16 protein-coding genes are annotated in these 17,457 nt (G+C 41.9%); 6 read left to right on the top strand and 10 right to left on the bottom strand.

Translation table 11 applies throughout. The features are described from left to right. Window position 1: 1 nt before the first annotated feature. Both KIH87_RS07610 and KIH87_RS07605 read right to left on the bottom strand, forming a co-directional pair. Window positions 2-928, bottom strand: a complete 927-nt coding sequence (locus KIH87_RS07610) for an electron transfer flavoprotein subunit alpha/FixB family protein (protein ID WP_232360929.1) — start codon at window positions 926-928, stop codon at window positions 2-4. Next, a complete protein-coding gene (locus tag KIH87_RS07605; protein WP_232361447.1) occupies window positions 928-1,677 on the bottom strand; it encodes an electron transfer flavoprotein subunit beta/FixA family protein in 750 nt (249 codons plus the stop codon). The genes KIH87_RS07610 and KIH87_RS07605 overlap by 1 nt, the downstream gene beginning before the upstream one ends. A 413-nt stretch (window positions 1,678-2,090) precedes the next feature. Between KIH87_RS07605 and KIH87_RS07600 the strand changes: the two genes are divergently transcribed. The 5 genes from KIH87_RS07600 to KIH87_RS07580 all read left to right on the top strand — a co-directional run bounded on the left by KIH87_RS07600 (window position 2,091) and on the right by KIH87_RS07580 (window position 9,224). Then, entirely contained in the window at window positions 2,091-3,725 is a 1,635-nt protein-coding gene (locus KIH87_RS07600; protein WP_232360928.1) for an electron transfer flavoprotein-ubiquinone oxidoreductase, read from the top strand. 119 nt (window positions 3,726-3,844) lie between these two features. Next, window positions 3,845-4,243, top strand: coding sequence for an H-NS family histone-like protein (locus tag KIH87_RS07595; protein WP_232360927.1), 399 nt, complete (start codon window positions 3,845-3,847; stop codon window positions 4,241-4,243). A gap of 1,023 nt (window positions 4,244-5,266) precedes the next feature. Further along, entirely contained in the window at window positions 5,267-6,184 is a 918-nt protein-coding gene (locus KIH87_RS07590) for an AAA family ATPase (RefSeq protein ID WP_232360926.1), read from the top strand. A 44-nt stretch (window positions 6,185-6,228) separates the two neighbouring features. After that, on the top strand, window positions 6,229-7,224 hold the full coding sequence (locus tag KIH87_RS07585; protein ID WP_232360925.1) for a DUF58 domain-containing protein: 996 nt from the start codon (window positions 6,229-6,231) through the stop codon (window positions 7,222-7,224). Beyond that, window positions 7,221-9,224: a transglutaminase family protein gene (locus KIH87_RS07580; RefSeq protein ID WP_232360924.1), complete on the top strand. Its 2,004-nt coding sequence runs from the start codon at window positions 7,221-7,223 to the stop codon at window positions 9,222-9,224. The genes KIH87_RS07585 and KIH87_RS07580 overlap by 4 nt, the downstream gene beginning before the upstream one ends. Before the next feature lie 37 nt (window positions 9,225-9,261). Here the strand turns inward: KIH87_RS07580 and rlmM are convergent, their stop codons facing one another. From rlmM to KIH87_RS07560, 4 genes are all read right to left on the bottom strand, one after another. Next, window positions 9,262-10,347 (bottom strand): 23S rRNA (cytidine(2498)-2'-O)-methyltransferase RlmM, encoded by a 1,086-nt coding sequence (gene rlmM / locus KIH87_RS07575; RefSeq protein ID WP_232360923.1) that lies wholly within the window; start codon window positions 10,345-10,347, stop codon window positions 9,262-9,264. Between the two features lie 83 nt (window positions 10,348-10,430). Then, complete coding sequence (locus KIH87_RS07570; RefSeq protein WP_232360922.1) at window positions 10,431-10,805, bottom strand: DUF423 domain-containing protein; 375 nt, start codon at window positions 10,803-10,805, stop codon at window positions 10,431-10,433. A gap of 16 nt (window positions 10,806-10,821) precedes the next feature. Next, window positions 10,822-11,418 carry an alpha/beta family hydrolase gene (locus tag KIH87_RS07565; RefSeq protein WP_232360921.1) on the bottom strand — a complete coding sequence of 199 codons (597 nt, stop codon included), beginning with the start codon at window positions 11,416-11,418 and terminating at the stop codon, window positions 10,822-10,824. Window positions 11,419-11,445: 27 nt separating this feature from the next. Further along, window positions 11,446-12,345, bottom strand: coding sequence for a transcriptional regulator GcvA (locus tag KIH87_RS07560; protein ID WP_232360920.1), 900 nt, complete (start codon window positions 12,343-12,345; stop codon window positions 11,446-11,448). A gap of 204 nt (window positions 12,346-12,549) precedes the next feature. Here KIH87_RS07560 and KIH87_RS07555 point away from each other — a divergent pair, with 204 nt between their 5' ends. Then, the gene (locus KIH87_RS07555) at window positions 12,550-12,831 is read left to right on the top strand and encodes a hypothetical protein (RefSeq protein ID WP_232360919.1); all 282 of its coding nucleotides are present in this window, start codon (window positions 12,550-12,552) and stop codon (window positions 12,829-12,831) included. 354 nt (window positions 12,832-13,185) lie between these two features. Here the strand turns inward: KIH87_RS07555 and kdsA are convergent, their stop codons facing one another. The 4 genes from kdsA to KIH87_RS07535 form a co-directional block, all read right to left on the bottom strand. Beyond that, window positions 13,186-14,034, bottom strand: coding sequence for a 3-deoxy-8-phosphooctulonate synthase (kdsA, locus tag KIH87_RS07550; protein WP_232360918.1), 849 nt, complete (start codon window positions 14,032-14,034; stop codon window positions 13,186-13,188). Between the two features lie 160 nt (window positions 14,035-14,194). Further along, complete coding sequence (locus KIH87_RS07545) at window positions 14,195-15,007, bottom strand: SirB1 family protein (protein WP_232360917.1); 813 nt, start codon at window positions 15,005-15,007, stop codon at window positions 14,195-14,197. A 361-nt stretch (window positions 15,008-15,368) separates the two neighbouring features. Beyond that, window positions 15,369-15,746, bottom strand: a complete 378-nt coding sequence (locus KIH87_RS07540; RefSeq protein WP_232360916.1) for a SirB2 family protein — start codon at window positions 15,744-15,746, stop codon at window positions 15,369-15,371. Window positions 15,747-15,858: 112 nt separating this feature from the next. After that, a complete protein-coding gene (locus tag KIH87_RS07535; protein ID WP_232360915.1) occupies window positions 15,859-17,403 on the bottom strand; it encodes a DUF3369 domain-containing protein in 1,545 nt (514 codons plus the stop codon). Window positions 17,404-17,457 lie beyond the last annotated feature (54 nt).

Genomic DNA, 17,457 nt, shown 5'->3' with positions numbered 1-17,457 from the left:
CTTATAAAGCAGCTTCCAACTCAGGTAGAATCTGGAACAAGTCACCAACCAGACCATAATCAGCGATTTGGAAAATCGGCGCTTCTTCGTCTTTGTTGATAGCAACAATCACTTTGGAATCTTTCATACCAGCCAAATGCTGAATAGCACCAGAAATACCAACAGCAATGTATAGTTGAGGCGCAACCACTTTACCGGTTTGACCAACCTGCATATCGTTAGGTACGAAGCCAGCATCAACAGCGGCGCGAGACGCACCAATTGCAGCGCCTAATTTGTCCGCGATACCGTCCAACAACTTGAAGTTCTCACCATTTTGCATACCGCGACCACCAGAGATAATCACACTGGCAGCGGTCAATTCTGGACGCTCAGATTTGGTCAACGCTTGAGAAACGAACTTAACCAAATCACTACTTTTAACCACATCAATCGCTTGAACTTCAGCACTGCCTTCTTCCGTTGCGGCATCAAAGGCACTGGCACGAACGGTAATCACTTTTACAGCGTCAGCACTTTGTACAGTCGCAATGGCATTACCTGCATAAATAGGACGCTTAAATGTATCCGCACTTTCCACTGCGATAATGTCAGAGATTTGTGCAACATCCAGCAACGCCGCAACGCGAGGCATGAAGTTTTTGCCCGTAGTTGTCGCAGCTGCCAACAAGTGGCTATAACCATCAGCCAAGGCCAAAACCAAATCAGCCACGTTCTCAGCTAATTGATCTTTATAGGCAGCATTATCAGCCACTAATACTTTCGCTACGCCAGTCACTTTTGCCGCTTGCTCTGCAACTGCGCCACAGTTTTCACCAGCCACCAACATATGAATGTCGTCACCCATTTGCTGTGCAGCATTAACCAATTTGTAAGACTCAGCTTTCAGGTGCTGGTTGTCGTGTTCTGCATAAACCAAAATAGCCATTAGATCACCTTCGCTTCGTTTTTCAATTTTGCAACCAACTCGGCAACATCTGCCACTTTCACACCACCTTGACGCTGTGCAGGCGCTTCAACTTTCAAAGTTGTCACTTTGGAAGCCAGCTCAATACCGAAATCGGCAGCGGCTTTAACATCAATCGGTTTTTTCTTGGCTTTCATGATGTTAGGCAAAGAAGCATAGCGAGGTTCATTCAAACGCAAGTCGGTGGTTACAATCGCAGGAAGATTCAACTCAACCGTTTGCAGACCACCATCAACCTCACGAGTCACTTGCACAGTGCTGTCTTCAACTTTGACTTCAGATGCGAAAGTACCTTGCGGCATACCGGTTAACGCAGACAACATTTGACCGGTTTGGTTGTTGTCTGAATCAATGGCTTGCTTGCCTAAAATGGTAATTTGAGGGGCTTCTTCTGCAACCACTTTTGCCAATAGTTTGGCCACTTGCAAAGAATCAAGATTCTCTTCTGTTTCGATGTGAATACCGCGGTCAGCACCTAATGCCAATGCTGTACGAATTTGTTCCTGGCAGCTCTTGTCACCAATAGAAACAACAACAACTTCCGTTGCCTTGCCCTGCTCTTTCATTCTGACTGCTTCTTCAACAGCAATTTCACAGAAAGGATTAATCGACATTTTCGTATTAGCCAAATCTACACCCGTGTTGTCAGCCTTCACTCTGACCTTAACGTTGTAGTCTATGACTCGTTTAACCGGAACTAGTACTTTCATCATGACCTCTATATCAACCACCTGTTTTTCATTCCAATCAGGAGTAAAAACAGGTTAGCTTCATTTGAACGTTGACATTGACTTTAAATTTAGTGTGAGCAATCTACTTGCTGTTTACGTAAACGTCAACCTGAAACGCGCATTTTGCTGAACTATTGAGCGTTATTCTGCAATTTCAAGGGAAATTTTCTTTACGACGCAAATTTCGAGATAATTGAGTTTTTCGAGTATATAAATCTCTTTATTCTCATAATCCAAAACTTGACCTATGCCCATTCGACCAACACAATTACACCCACAAAATTAGGGAGCACATCCCTTTTTAAATAAAAAGAACAAAAAACTCGCCCGTTTAATCAATAAAACAACAGTTAAAACAGGCGATACAGGCTAACTTATCGGAGGATATCTCAGTGCAGCGAGAATCGATGGAATTTGACGTAGTAATCGTCGGTGCAGGTCCGGCGGGTCTTGCCACAGCATGCCGAATTATGCAATTGGCACAAGAAAACAACACTGAATTAATGGTGTGTGTGGTCGAAAAAGGCTCTGAAGTCGGCGCTCACATTTTATCAGGTGCGGTATTGGAAACACGCGCTCTTGATGAACTATTCCCCGATTGGCAAGCCAAAGGCGCTCCCATTTCAACCAAAGTCACAGAAGACCATATCTATTTGTTGAGAGACGAAGAAAAAGCCATTCGCTTACCTAACTTCATGACGCCAAAAACCATGCACAACGAAGGCAATTATATCGTGAGTATGGGTAACGTCTGCCGCTGGCTGGCAGAACAGGCTGAAGCGCTTGGCGTAGAGGTATTTCCTGGTTTCCCGGCATCTGAAATTATTTATGAAGACGGCCGAGTTGCGGGTGTTATTACTGGCGATATGGGTTTGGATATCAATGGAGAGCAAAAAGACTCTTTCGAACCCGGCATGGAATTAAGAGCCAAACACACGATTTTTGCAGAAGGTTGTCGTGGACATTTAGGCAAAGAATTAATCAGTAAATTTGAATTGGATAAAGACGCCTCTCCGCAACATTACGCTATCGGATTCAAAGAAATTTGGGATATACCGGCTGAACAACATAAAGAAGGTTTAGTCGTTCACTCTGCAGGTTGGCCGCTATCCGATGCCAGCGGCGGAGCCTATTTGTATCATGCTGAAAACAATCAGGTGCTTGTAGGCTTAATCATTGACTTAAATTACTCCAACCCACACTTAAGTCCATTTGACGAATTCCAACGCATGAAACATCACCCTGTATTCAAACAATATTTACAAGGTGGAAAGCGCGTATCTTACGGCGCAAGAGCGATTGCAAAAGGAGGGTTCAATTCCTTACCTAATATGACATTCCCGGGCGGAATGTTGGTAGGTTGTAATGCTGGAACTCTTAATTTTGCCAAAATTAAAGGCAATCATACCGCAATGAAATCTGGCATTTTAGCAGCGGAAAGTATTTTTGAAGCCATCAAAAACGATTCAGCCTCAGTTGATTTTGAAAAACGTTTTAGAAATTCATGGCTGTATAAAGAACTGCATAGTTCACGTAATTTTGGCCCTGCATTACATAAATTTGGTTCTATCATTGGAGGGGCTTTCAATACCTTCGATCAAAATATATGTCAGGGCAAATTACCCTTCACATTAAAAGATAATCACAAAGACTATGCACAGCTTCAAGAAGCAAATAAAGCGAGTAAAATTGATTATCCAAAACCCGATGGAACGCTCAGTTTTGACAAGCTTTCTTCAGTCTATCTATCCAATACTAACCATGAAGAAGATCAGCCATGCCACTTAAAATTGGCAGATGAAAATATTCCAATTAAGGTTAATTTGTCGAAATATGATGAGCCTGCTCAACGATATTGTCCGGCAGGTGTATATGAAATTGTGAGCGATGATTCAGGTAATTCTCAATTCCAAATCAATGCGCAAAACTGTATACATTGTAAAACTTGCGATATTAAAGATCCTAGTCAAAATATCCGTTGGGTTACACCTGAAGGTGCTGGCGGACCAAATTATCCAAATATGTAAATATTTATTTAAAAAAAGCGGCAACAGCCGCTTTTTTATTGCATAATTTTTAATATAATTATATTTTATTAATGAATAAATTTTTATTGTGACTTAATTTTCTAACTCGGGGAAAAAACATGTCTGAATTCTTACAGATTTTGACTCACGGCAGACGTTTGCAAGGTGCGGTCAAGGATCTAGGTAGTGATGAATTAGAAGAAGTAGTAGCGAAATTGAACTCAATTATTGAAAATAAAAAAGAAAGAGAAAAAGAAGAAAAACAGGTTCAAGCTGAAAAGCAAGAAAAAATTGCTCAAATTCAAGAGCAACTTAAAGCCGCAGGCTTAAGCTTGACTGATTTAAACGAATCAGATCTTATTTCTAAAATCAGCAAGTCTGGTAAAAAGCGTCCTGTAAAATATCGACTGGTTGATGAAAACGGTGAGCCACACTTCTGGACTGGTATTGGTAGAATGCCAAAAATATTCTCAGAAGCACTAAGTAACGGCATTGAATTAGACGATTTTAAAATCTAATTAACATTGTTTTATTGCAGCGTGTATCTTGTGACATATGAGCTACTCTAAAAGCTCATCATTAACGTAATACCATTGACTATGATCTTTGATGTTCGTTAATTTTAACACGCTGCAACATCTCTCTTTTACAGCTCTCGCCTTATATTATTTCGTACGTTTCCTAACAATAGTAATAGTTAAATACTCCAACACGATTTAAAGCAATAACACTAAAAATCACCTTGTAAACTCTGCCCTGTTGCCTGTAAATGCTTTGCACAGCCTCTCAACTATGGAAGAGCAATTGAAGATTCAGGAGTGATTGATAGACAAACCTGCAATGGATATCGAAAAAAACTCGTAATTATATACGATTATTTAACCTGAATGGCGCATAAGAAACCCTCTAAAATCAATATAATGCATTGAATTTTGATGAATTATTTTCAAGTGGACTCGAGGATAATTGACAACAAATAAGCTATCTATTACAAGTAAATCTCACGAAGAAATTACTAAAACAGCTCATATCAAAACTTTTTATTATGCGCTACTGAAGTAGTTTATATCTTATTTAAAAAGTGCATAATCGCTAATAACACACTCTGGGAACAATCCCCCCTAAAATGCAAAAATCGTATTCGAATATTATCAATTTATAGACAAAAATACTGATAATCAGAGCTTCATGATTAACAACATATAGTGGTCATTAAAAATGTTCTCTGATTATTGAGTTAGATAAAAGCTTTCCAACGATCTCATTACCAATTCCAAAAACTGAATATTTTTTAACCGCATTGATTTTTGGCTGAAAAAAACAGGCAAGAAATTAGTTAACCATTTGCAAGGGTGCTAATAAAATGACCACAAATTTATTCCATTTTTAAGTATAAGCATAAAATTAACCGAATTTCCTAACGCCATTAAGTCCTGTACAAATATTTATAAATACTCTTTTGCATACATACGCTTAAAACTGCCCATCTGTTTAATGATCGGCTACAGTAATAAAAACACCAGCAACATATGAGTCAGTTAATGAATCTTCAAGTACAGGAAATTATCAAGCAGGTAAATCAGGTTATTGTTGGTAAACAAGAGCAAATCAAAATGGCTCTAACTTGCTTGCTATGTCAGGGACACTTACTGATTGAAGATCTACCGGGAATGGGAAAAACAACTCTATCTCATTCATTGGCGAAGGTACTGGGGTTGCATTTTAATCGTGTACAATTTACTTCGGATCTTTTGCCTGCTGACATTCTTGGCGTCAATATTTTTGATAGTAAGAACCAACAATTTCAACTTCATCAAGGACCCGTGTTCACACAAGTATTATTGGCTGATGAAATTAATCGCTCCAATCCCAAAACCCAAAGCGCGCTGCTGGAAGCAATGGAAGAAAAGCAAGTTACTATCGACGGCGCCAGTTATAAACTACCCTCTCCTTTTATTGTCATTGCCACCCAAAATCCCATGCACCAATCAGGCACCTATGCCTTACCAGAGTCACAGCTGGATCGCTTCTTTATGCGCATCCATCTGGGTTATCCTGATTGGCAATCAGAAAAACTCATGTTATCCGGTGATATCAATGCCAGTATGGAAGCACTACAACAAGTGGTCACTACTGAACAACTCGACAACATTAAGTACAATATCATTCAGGTTCATTCCTCCAATGCCATTCTGGACTACATACTCAGATTAGTCACCATGAGCAGAGAGTCAGACTTATTCCCCAACCCTTTGTCACCCAGAGCCAGTAAAGCTATTCTTTATGCCGCTAAAGCCTGGGCTTATATTCACGACCGTGACTACGTGGTTCCCGAAGACATACAAGCCATCCTGCCAGCCGTTTCTGAACATAGAATGCGAAGCTCAATGTCTGACATAGGAAACGAATTTAGTCTCAGCAAACAACTGCTGGAACAAATCGATCCTCTGGCAGCTTAAGTCTTAATAATGAAGGAAACGATAGCAACAGAATATCCAGCATCATGACTCCCTCTTTTTGGCAAACTCGAATACTAGGTTGGTTGGATAAACGTATTCCAGCACAAACTCAATATCAGCTGGATATGTCCAACATTTTTATTTTCCCGGCTAAATTTGGCCTTCTATTTTTAATCCTGTGTTTAGCGCTTTTTTTACTTGGCAGTAACTACAGTAACAATCTAATGCTACTGCTATGTTTTTTTCTGGTTGCGTTATTCCTGATAAACCTATCAGCCAGCTACAGTAACTTTGCAAAAATTCGCGTTCAAATTGGGCGTACTAATCCGATATTTTCAGGCGAAGAGGCAACCATTCCCCTCTGGTTTAGTCACCGGGGTGAACAAGAAGACAAACTCCCCTACTATGGCAAGGTTCATATAAGCCCTTATGGTGACAAGATCCACACCAGCATCGACCCACAGCACCTTACCAATCCGGCTCATATTTCAATTGCGGGCTTACCCAGAGGAATACATAAACTTCCACGCATTACATTAGAGAGTTTCTATCCACTAGGACTATATCGTTGCTGGACACACCTACAGTTTAAAGGCGAAGTGCTGGTCTATCCCAAACCCATTCCATGTCCGTTAAATACCGTCATGGCAGAAGATGATGGCGAATTCGCGGAACTTTCAAGCGAAGAATCGGGTATAGAAGATTTTGATACTTTAAGCCCTTACCAGCCTGGAGAGCCCATGCATCAAATCGCCTGGAAGCAGGTTGCCAAAGGACAAGGGTTAGTGAGTAAACGGTTTAGTGGCACATCAAGCAAAGCCCTGTGGCTGTCTATACACCAAATGGACAGCAGTAATATTGAACAATCTTTGGGGAAACTCTGTTGGTCGGTTTTGGAATGCAATAAACAACATATGCGCTTCGGGCTTGATTTAGGCTCTGTGAAAATATCCCCAGATTCAGGTATTCCTCACGTAGAAGAATGCTTAAAAGCACTGGCATTATATTCTTCAAAAAAGGGAAGTGAGAGACGAGTATGATGCAACGCACTGAAAATGAGTCCCACTTCCTGCTATCTATCGCCTTATTGATAACGTCACTTTCACTTATCGAGCCTGTTTTACTTTGGATTCAGGTATTGGTGTTTTGCTCTGCCGTCATGCGATTTGCACTTTTTTTCAATCTGCAAAAACATCTCCCCACGATTCGAACCATTAACCTGCTCGCGATACTCAGCGCCATTGTGTTGGTTTATTCTGGGTGGCATTTAGGCTTACTGCTCGGCATGGTGAACCTTCTGGTGATGGCAAGTGCCTTAAAATTAATGACCATGCGCAAACACCAGGATTATTTTCGCCTCATCTGTACGGTGTTTTTTCTGGTTGGGTGTGGCTTTATTTTTCAACAATCCATTTTGTATAGCCTGATCTATAGCCTGATCATATTTATGCTATTGCTCTCACTGGCGTTTCATATCTCGCCCAATACTCGACTCAATAAACAAGCATATCGCATTGGATTACAGTGCTTACAAGCAACCCCCATTGCGATACTGCTATTCTTGGTCATTCCTAAAATCGATCCGCTTTGGCGTATGCCCAGTGCCAAAAATGCCGAAACAGGTTTAAGTGAAACGGTGACTCCCGGTGATATCGCTGACCTGTCGCAATCAACTGAATTGGCATTCAGGGCAACCTTCAACGGCGCTATACCAACTGCTCAACAACGATATTGGCGAGCAATTGTATTAGAACACTTCGACGGACATACCTGGAGCATTGCGCCACAACGAAAAACCACCAAAGCCTTTAACTGGCAACTACGCCAATCATTCCAGCCTAATGTAACTGGCGCTTATTTTGATTACGAAGTCATCGCAGAACCTACTCACCAAACCTGGCTATACGCATTGGATATTGCCCAATCCAGCGATGCGGAAACCTGGCTAAGTCGGGACTATCAATTGCAACGAACCAAACCCATGCAAAGCCAGTTCAAGTATCAAGTAAAGTCTTACTTTAATGCTGAATTGAAAGATGAAATAACGGGCATGGATCGCGAACTGAATTTACAACTTCCAAAAGAAGGCAACCCTAAAACCCAATCCTGGGTATTGAATCTTCGAGCCAGACATTCAAGTGAACAGGAGTTTATCAACGCGGTAAACCAGCATTTTCTCACTGGTAAATACCGCTACACACTACGCCCGTTTGCCATGCCACATAACCCCATCGATCAGTTTTTATTTGACGATAAAGCTGGTTTTTGTGCCCATTACGCTGGGGCTATGACTTATATCATGCGCCTTGCAGGCATCCCAGCTCGTATGGTAACAGGCTATTTAGGCGGCGAAATGCACGGGCAGGATTACATGAGCGTATACCAATACGATGCTCATGCCTGGGTAGAAGTGTTACAACAGGATAAAGGCTGGGTGCGTTACGATCCTACCTCATTAGTTGCACCAGACAGATTATTGTATGGCTTGGAAGCGGCTGTTGCTTACGAAGATAGCTTCTTATCAGAAACGCCGTTTGCATTAGCGAAGCTTAAAAATATTGAATGGTTAAATCAGATAAGAATGTGGATGGAAAATGCTGATTATTTGTGGAGTCGATGGTTGTTGGGATTCGATCAGAAAAAACAACTCAATTTGTTTGAGTCCATTATTGGAAACCTGTCACCCTATCGAATAGCAGCATTAACTCTGGGCGTCATGCTAATTATTGGGATTTTACTCGCCCTGTTTCATTATCGAATATGGTTTCCCAAAATTGATGACCCACTGCTACACGCTTACCAACAAGCGCTGGAAACCCTGAGAAGAAATGGCATTGTTAAGCCGAAAAGCATGGCTGCCAGTGATTTTGTTCACGTTGTGAATCAATACGGCAGTGAGCAATACGCCCAGCAGTTCAATATGCTGAGTGAAGAATTCATAAAGCTACGTTATCAACAAGCGCAAGCATCGCCAGAACAGCTACAGCAGTTCAAGCGCAATGTAGCCTTGTTTCAAAAGCGCTTTAAAAAGCGAGGCTAAAGAGCACCCCAAATCAGCTGGCTCGCTAGCTGGTTCTCTAGCTGACTCTATGACGCCTTAGATGAACCGTCACTTCCTCACGGTCATGATATAAATGCTTGGCACGCAAAGAGAACTTACGGCAACCATTCTCTTTAAGATGATCTCGCATCAACTCCATGCATTCCATAACAGACTCATAACGGCGCTTCATTGGCAGCTTCAGGTTGAACATCGCTTCTACGCACCATTCCTTGGCCACCCAGTCAGCCATCAGTAATGCGACACGTTGTGGCTTCTCCACCATGTCACACACCAACCAGTAAACATTCTTTTTCTTGGGTTCATAACTGAATCCATCCGCCATAAAATGAGTAACCTGACCAGTGTCCATCAAGGACTGATCAATCGCCCCATTATCAATAGCCTGAACAAACATGCCTCGTTTAACCAGTTGATACGTCCAGCCACCAGGACAAGCGCCCAAATCCACAGCATTCATGCCAGAACGTAAACGCTCTTCATGCTTGATTTTAGGAATAAACACCTGAAATGCTTCTTCCAACTTTAACGCTGAGCGACTCGGCGCATCAGAGGGCGCTTTTAAACGCAGTATGCCCAGAGGTAAAGGGGAACAGTTATTTTTATTGGCAACACCCACATAGCAGTTTTGATTGTCCGTAAAGAATACGAACAATTCATTCTCGTTATCCTGCTCTTGCTTAGCCAAGAAACCATGCTGACGCAAAGACTGTCTTAGAGGAACGGTAAACTTACGGCAAAATTTGGATAGCTCTTTACCGGCATCGGTATCGGGATGTTCAACACGTAAATTGCCACAAACAGGAAAATTATCCTGTTGCTGCAATGCATGAATAATCTCACCAACGCGATCTTTAATATCCATATTTTGCACATGCAAAATAGAAGCAAACCATTGGCGAGTAAAAATTAAATGTTCTATGGGAAGAATGTTGGTGATCTGTTCGGCCTGTTCCTGCTGGTAACACTCGAAGATTACATAACCACTGCCTTTCTTGGCATTGACGTAACCAAATACGCCTCTTTCCGATGCTTGTTGCATAAATTCATTTGCCGCATCGTTTTCAAAACCAGCTCTACAATATAAAAGGACGGCCGCCATCTAACTTAAACCTTACTCGCTTACTCATTAATGGAATACTCAAAACGGGCGCATTCTACTCTATTCCCAAAAAAGATGCGCAATTAACTATTTCCCATTTTAAACCCGGCAGTACACAGAACGCCCCAAGCGATGAGAAAGAACACTCCGCCGATAGGGGTAATGGGCCCGAAGATTTTATTTCCTGTCAGAGCAAGTAAATACAAGCTGCCAGAAAAGCACACTATGCCTGCCAGCATGAAGCCATAAGACCAAAGCAACAAAGGCTGTCCAAACTGTCGATACAATATCACCACCAGCAACATCGCCAAACTGTGATAAAACTGATACTGAACGCCGGTTTGAAACACCATCAGCATACTCTCAGACAGCTTGGCCTTTAACCCATGAGCTGCAAACGCCCCTAAAGCCACCGACAATCCACCGCAAAGTGCAGCAATAGAAATAAGATAATTCAAGAAGCTCTCTCCTAACCTAACAATGGGATTGAATAAAGGCTGCAACCTTATCAGCCGCTAATTGCATATTTTCATCCAAAGATAATCCAGATGCTTTACGGGGCTTAAAACTGTGATCGCCATCACCAAGAAACTCGACCGCTACAGAATCTGGTAGCTGATAATCAGGGATTTCTGTCTGATTACCAAAAGTATCCCTCTCACCTTGCACCACCAACAAAGGTTTAGTCAGGGTCTGCAAATGTTCAATGCGCAGTTTGTCGGTTTTACCGGGAGGATGAAACGGATACCCCAGGCAAACACATCCTTTGGCGTCCAAGCCCGCAAAAATCATACTGGCGACTCGACCGCCCATCGACTTACCACCAATAAATAACGGCAGAGAAATATCTCGCAGGGCTATTTGGGCATGAAACTGTTGTTGTAGCTTATCTATCTTTTCCGGCGGACGTTTCTTCCCTGTTTCGGTCGCCACCTTCATATAATCGAAATCGAATAACTGAACCGCAATACCTTTTTCTTCCAGTAATCGCGCCATGTCTTGCATAAAAGAACTGCTTTTACCCGCACCAGCTCCATGAGCCAGAATTAGCTGAGCAAATGGTTTTATCATGAAATATCCTGAAAATTCCAAGTCTGATTAGTCTGCGTTGTCGCCACCCACCTGAGTCATCACCCAATCTCTAAAGGTCTGAATACGTCCCAACTCAGATTGTGCTTCTCGGCATACTATGTAATAGGCTTGTTTGGTTGTCATACGCTCTTCAAAGGGGCAGACCAAGCGTCCCATCGCAATATCAGGACGCGCCAATGCATTATCAACCAATGCAATTCCCTGCCCTAACGCGGCAGCTTGGAGCACTAACATGGTATGACTGAAAATCGGCCCCTGATTCACATTAACGCCGAGCACATTAAAGTGACGAATAAAGGATTTCCAGGATTCTCGGGAAGTATCATGCAACAACATATGATTTTTTAAGTCATCCAATGTATCCAGCTGCTTACTGCCCATCAACAAGCTGGGTGAACAGACTGGCACCAGATATTCCGCATACAATTTTTCGGCCATCAATCCCGGCCAACGTCCTTTACCATAGTAAATCGCTAAATCAACGTCATCTGTTAAAAAACCATCTTCCGAGTCAACCGCTTTAATTCGCACATCAATATCAGGATGCTGGCGGGCAAAATCAGATAAGCGAGGAACCATCCACTGCACGGCGATACTGGGAGGAAGTGCCACCGTTATTGAGCCTTTTGCCCCCATGGCTAATAAACGGTTTGTGGCATCTTGCAAACTCACAAAAATATCTTTTATTTCCAGAAAATAACTTTGGCCTTCTTCGGTCAACAGCAGGGTACGATTTTTTCTCAAAAATAACTTCATTCCGAGAAATTCTTCCAACCCTTTTATTTGATGGCTCACGGCAGCCTGAGTCACGAACAGCTCTTCTGCGGCGCGGGTAAAGCTCAAATGACGAGCTGCAGCTTCAAACGCTCGAAGTGCATTTAGAGGAGGCAATCTTTTAAAACTCATAACGACTACAAACACCCAAAAACTTTAATTAGTTTTTCTAATGGTTAATCCATATTTTTTCTCGTTTTTCACAGCCCGAGATCCGTTATATATTTACCATGTCTTCTGAAACACCAAGTTTTTCAAGTGATTCAACAAAACTTAGTGCTTCGGTTAACAAATTACGTGTCATTTTTAACATTAATTTTACTTTAGGTGAGAACTATGAAATCTGTAAAAACTCTTTTAATCGCAAGTTTAACCGCTTTAGTTATCAGCAACAACGTACAAGCTGAACAAAACCTGTTTAATACTCAGGAATTGCACCAAGCAGTTGCAAGCAACATCGAATTAGCAATTAATGATATCGCGACTCCAGAAGTACCGGTTATCGTTAAACAAGAACTAAATACAATGAGCCTGGAACAAAACGTTAATCAGTTTCTGGCAATGGCGAAATTTGATCGCACTAAACAAAAACCAAATCTGACTTTAATTTCAGAGTAACCTGAGCTTTTTAACTTCGTAAGCGAGTATCAAAGTACCGTCTTACCTAAAAAGTTTCAGTTTTTTGACACGAAATACCCCGCATGGTACTCCCTGCCATGTGGGGATATTCCGAAATCACATTGCACTCCGAATCAATCTTCATTCCAAATCCATCTTCAAAACATTCACACCAAACGCTCAAACAATACTTTCTCATTGCATTGCAAGCTAACAAACCTCAGTTAAACATAAAGCATCGAATGTAGACAATATTTCTGCGATGAAGGCGTAAATAAAGCAAGATTAGAAATCGGGCAGGAAAAAGATGTCTCTCAAAACATGCCGAGAAACATCTGTTCAGGTTTACAGGTATTAAGAAGCGGTATTAATCGGGGTAAAGCTCTTAATCAGCTCATCCAGTTGTTTCATTTGTTGCAGATAGGCTTCTAATTGTTGTAACGGTAACGCACAAGGTCCATCACATTTAGCATTGTCAGGATCCGGGTGCGCTTCAATAAACAGTCCGGCTAATCCTAACGCCATGCCAGAGCGAGCTAACTCAGTCGCCTGAGCACGACGCCCATCCGCTGAATCAGAACGACCACCCGGTCTTTGTAATGCATGAGTCGCATCAAAAATGACAGGCGCATACTGCTTCATCTCATCCATGCCCAGCATATCAACAACCAGATTGTTGTAACCAAAGCAACTTCCTCGCTCACACAACACAATACGATCGTTACCCGCTTCCATGAACTTCTTGATGATATGACGCATTTCATGAGGCGCTAAAAATTGCGGCTTTTTCACATTAATAATGGCATTAGTTTCCGCCATCGCGACAACCAAATCGGTTTGACGCGCCAGAAATGCGGGCAACTGAATAACGTCAACAACCTCAGCAACAGGCGCAGCCTGATGCGGTTCATGAACGTCAGTAATCAAAGGAACATCAAACTGCTTTTTGATTTCTTCAAATATCTTTAAACCTTCTTCCAGGCCTGGGCCACGAAAAGAATGAACGGAAGAACGGTTTGCTTTATCGAAAGACGCTTTAAATACGTAAGGAATATTCAGTTTTGTTGTGACTTCCTTGTATTTCTCGGCAATTTGCAACGCCAAGTCGCGAGATTCCAATACATTCATGCCACCAAACAAGACAAATGGAGCTTGATTGTTAATCTCAAATCCCGCCAACGGGATGCTTTTCAAATTATTCATCTGCCACCGTAATTACATAAGTTTACGAAACGGGCAGATGATAACGGATTTGCAGAATAAACGCAGGACTGATTGTGATTTAAATCACGAAATTGACGAGAGCCGCTTTATCGTTTCACTTAATAGCTCATTGCACTTAGGTATTGAACGATGCAATTGCCTAATGCCAAATCATATCGCACTGCCCCATAGTGCTAATCTGAATTTTGAGTAAATCCGTAATAGGATCCTGAGGGCAATGTTTAATGAAATAGTGATAATCCGCCAACGCCAAATGAGGGCAATCCAACTGGTGCAATAAAAAGCCGCGATCTCTGCGCTCATAAGGATCATCAGGGCAAAGCTCCAACAATAATTCTGTGCATTCCAAAGCTTCCTGATACTGCTTATTGTTGATAAATGCACCTTTAATATTGTGCAGCATACGAACGACAGTATTCTCACATTCCACAGGAATAAGCGCTTCCGAAGGCACATTTTCCGCTTCATCATGCCCAGTCATACTACGATACAAAGCTAAAAGCTGATGCCAGTCCAGATGCTTGCCATCAACAGGATCGATAAACCAATAACGCCCTTGTGCAACTTCAACGCGCACTAAATAATGGCCGGGAAATGCCACTTCACGCATTCTCAATCCCGCAGCATTCCCCACCTGACACAACAGCACAGCCAGTGTCATCGGAATGCCGGTTCGATAATCAACCACCTTATCAACAAAATTATAGTTGGGTGAAAACGCCTGATTTTCATCACCGGAAAACGCTAACTCGGTATAGAAATAATCAAGGTATTGTTGCACTTTTGCTTCAGTGGATGAGGCTTTCTGAACTGCGGCACTCGCACCGTGAATAAATTCTTCGATTTGAACAATATGGCGACCAATATCAATATCAGACTGAAAATGCTCAGCCAGATACAAGCCTGCCATAAATGAATTCTGCTGTTTTATTGCCTGATGAATTGTCTGCACCAATACGCCCCATAAAACCCAAACAATCTATACTCAATACTGACTTCAACCTATCCACAATGTGGTAAATAAAAACAATACGAGCAACCGTGTCTTTACCTTATCGGAACAAAAAATAGAAGCTTTATCAAAAGCTGCTCAATCGGAGAAAAAAATACCAAGTCGAGAATAAAACCACTCTAATACAGACAATTCACAAGGGTAAAAAGTTTCATAAATTTGTAACCTTTTCAGAAATAACAATACCGCGAGATAAAACGTAGATAGAGAAAAGGATACAAAGGAGATAATAGATTGAAGATTCAGGGGATTAATAGTCGATCTGCCACCCAGGCAAGTAGATGGCAGAACCAGATAAGCGTTACCCAAATAAAATAGGATGCTTTAAAACCGCCACTTTAGCGATAAAGACTAACCAGGCAATCGCGCCCAAAAAGCCTAACCAACGCATCAACATATTACGACCCAGTTTAAGCGCATATAACCCCATCAAAATGTAAAACACCAAGCCAATCACTTTTTCCGTTAACCAGGCATCAACGAACGGATACTGCTGAATGATAAAGCAAAGCGTTAACGCACTTAGTAGCAGGATAGTATCAACAATGTGTGGAGCCACCTTCACCCACTTTCTTTGTAGCTTTTCCGGGTCACGGTTTAACCAGTAAAAGCGCAGAATAAATAGCGATAAACTAATAGCAACCGCTGACATGTGCAGGTGTTTAACGAAAAAGTACATAAAATCCTCGATGATAGTTCGAAATTACCGTGGGCAAATGTACTGATATTGAAAGAAAAATTAAAGGTAACTTTATCGTTACCTTCAATTTTTATGTAGAAAAGAGGAGTTTTTAATGTGAATCCGGGTTTTTAGATATAATATCTTCAAAATGCTCAATGTCCGACAAGAGCAGATCCACTAACTGCGGATCGAACAAACTCCCTTTTGCAGACTGAAAATACTGCACCACTTCCGGCAACGGTCGATATTTCGGCTTACACTTTTCATTGCGCAAAGAATCGTACTCATCCACAATCGCCAGAATACGGCTAAAAATATGTATCTGTTCCTGTTTCAACGATTTGGGATACCCGGAACCGTCCCAGCATTCATACTGTTCACGAGCCAGCATCGCCGCAGTTTTGATAACAGGATGCTCCGCATCTTTAATTACAGCAATATCTTCACTAACATGCTGACGCACCAAATCCATCTCTTCAGGAGCCAGTTCCCCCGATTTACTCAATAGGTTAACAGGAACAACCAAAGAACCAATATCGTGTAAGCGCACCGCTAACGACAACACATCAATGTCATCTTGAGATAAACCTGCTTTTTGAGCCAACAACTCACATAACAAAGTAACACGCTGAATATGGCGTCCACCGCTCAAACGACATACCAAAGCTTTACTCACTTGCTCCAATATCTCTTTTTGATTGGCTTCAACTTCACTGGTCAGCTGCACTTGCTCAAAAGCGACCTGCACATTGCTGGCAAAAAGCTCAATCAAATTACGATCATAATCGTCCAAAGGACGTGGCAATCCAGTCAGCAATAACAAAGAACCTCGTTGATGATTGCTGTGGCAATAAGCCACCAGAAAATCATCCTGAATCACCACACTTTTGTTGGCTAGAGCCGAGCGACACGCTTGCAATTGCTCGTCATTAACTGAATTCAATACAGAATTAACGGAAACCTTGTCATCACCACATTTGCCCTTATACAACACATAATCAGCCAACTCATCCAACCCACTGCTGGCAGACGGAGCCGAAATATAGGACACCTCTTGTGCAGCACCACCAATTAAGGATGTTAATTGCTGTACCAACCCATTCATAAAACCATCTAAAGTACGAAGGTTGAACAGGTTTGAAGACGCCGTCAGAATACTTTCCAATCCTCTACGACTGTTTTCCAGGTTGATAATATCGCGATAAGAACGCAAAGCCGAAATCACCGAAGTGAACAGCTTTTGTGATGTTAATTCTGTTTTAGATTTATAGTCGTTGATGTCGTAATTAAGAATGACATCAAGCTCAGGCGCCTGCCCCGGCTGACCGGTACGCAGAATAATACGGGTGAAATAGTTATTTATTTCATCGCGAATAAATTTTGCGACGCGTAATCCCGCATCGTCAGTTTCCATAACAACATCCAGCAAAATAACCGCGATATCATTATGTTCACGCAATACCCGCTTAGCATCCTCGCCACTATGGGCGCTGATAAATTCGATATCGCGATCTTGAAAAATAAAATCATTTAATGCCAGTTTAGTTACTGCGTGTATTTCTGGCTCATCATCGACGATAAGCACCTTCCATGAAGCACGTTCTGGCAGCGTTTCTTCTTCTACATCATCAGCAAAAAGAAAATCGTCAGACATACCCCCACCTCTAAAGTGGCTCACCTCATAAGTTATACAAATTCAAAACTAACT

Origin of the sequence: Paraneptunicella aestuarii (genome assembly GCF_019900845.1) — a bacterium.
Classification (GTDB): domain Bacteria; phylum Pseudomonadota; class Gammaproteobacteria; order Enterobacterales; family Alteromonadaceae; genus Paraneptunicella; species Paraneptunicella aestuarii.
This window is presented reverse-complemented; position numbering and strand designations above follow the sequence as displayed.

Bases quoted from the DNA above. Each gene is read 5' to 3' on its own strand.
- KIH87_RS07610 (WP_232360929.1), bottom strand. From the start codon at position 928: ATGGCTATTTTGGTTTATGCAGAACACGACAACCAGCACCTGAAAGCT.
- KIH87_RS07605 (WP_232361447.1), bottom strand. From the start codon at position 1,677: ATGAAAGTACTAGTTCCGGTTAAACGAGTCATAGACTACAACGTTAAG.
- KIH87_RS07595 (WP_232360927.1), top strand. From the start codon at position 3,845: ATGTCTGAATTCTTACAGATTTTGACTCACGGCAGACGTTTGCAAGGT.
- KIH87_RS07590 (WP_232360926.1), top strand. From the start codon at position 5,267: ATGAATCTTCAAGTACAGGAAATTATCAAGCAGGTAAATCAGGTTATT.
- KIH87_RS07585 (WP_232360925.1), top strand. From the start codon at position 6,229: ATGACTCCCTCTTTTTGGCAAACTCGAATACTAGGTTGGTTGGATAAA.
- KIH87_RS07580 (WP_232360924.1), top strand. From the start codon at position 7,221: ATGATGCAACGCACTGAAAATGAGTCCCACTTCCTGCTATCTATCGCC.
- rlmM (WP_232360923.1), bottom strand. From the start codon at position 10,347: ATGGCGGCCGTCCTTTTATATTGTAGAGCTGGTTTTGAAAACGATGCG.
- KIH87_RS07565 (WP_232360921.1), bottom strand. From the start codon at position 11,418: ATGATAAAACCATTTGCTCAGCTAATTCTGGCTCATGGAGCTGGTGCG.
- KIH87_RS07560 (WP_232360920.1), bottom strand. From the start codon at position 12,345: ATGAGTTTTAAAAGATTGCCTCCTCTAAATGCACTTCGAGCGTTTGAA.
- KIH87_RS07555 (WP_232360919.1), top strand. From the start codon at position 12,550: ATGAAATCTGTAAAAACTCTTTTAATCGCAAGTTTAACCGCTTTAGTT.
- kdsA (WP_232360918.1), bottom strand. From the start codon at position 14,034: ATGAATAATTTGAAAAGCATCCCGTTGGCGGGATTTGAGATTAACAAT.
- KIH87_RS07540 (WP_232360916.1), bottom strand. From the start codon at position 15,746: ATGTACTTTTTCGTTAAACACCTGCACATGTCAGCGGTTGCTATTAGT.
- KIH87_RS07535 (WP_232360915.1), bottom strand. From the start codon at position 17,403: ATGTCTGACGATTTTCTTTTTGCTGATGATGTAGAAGAAGAAACGCTG.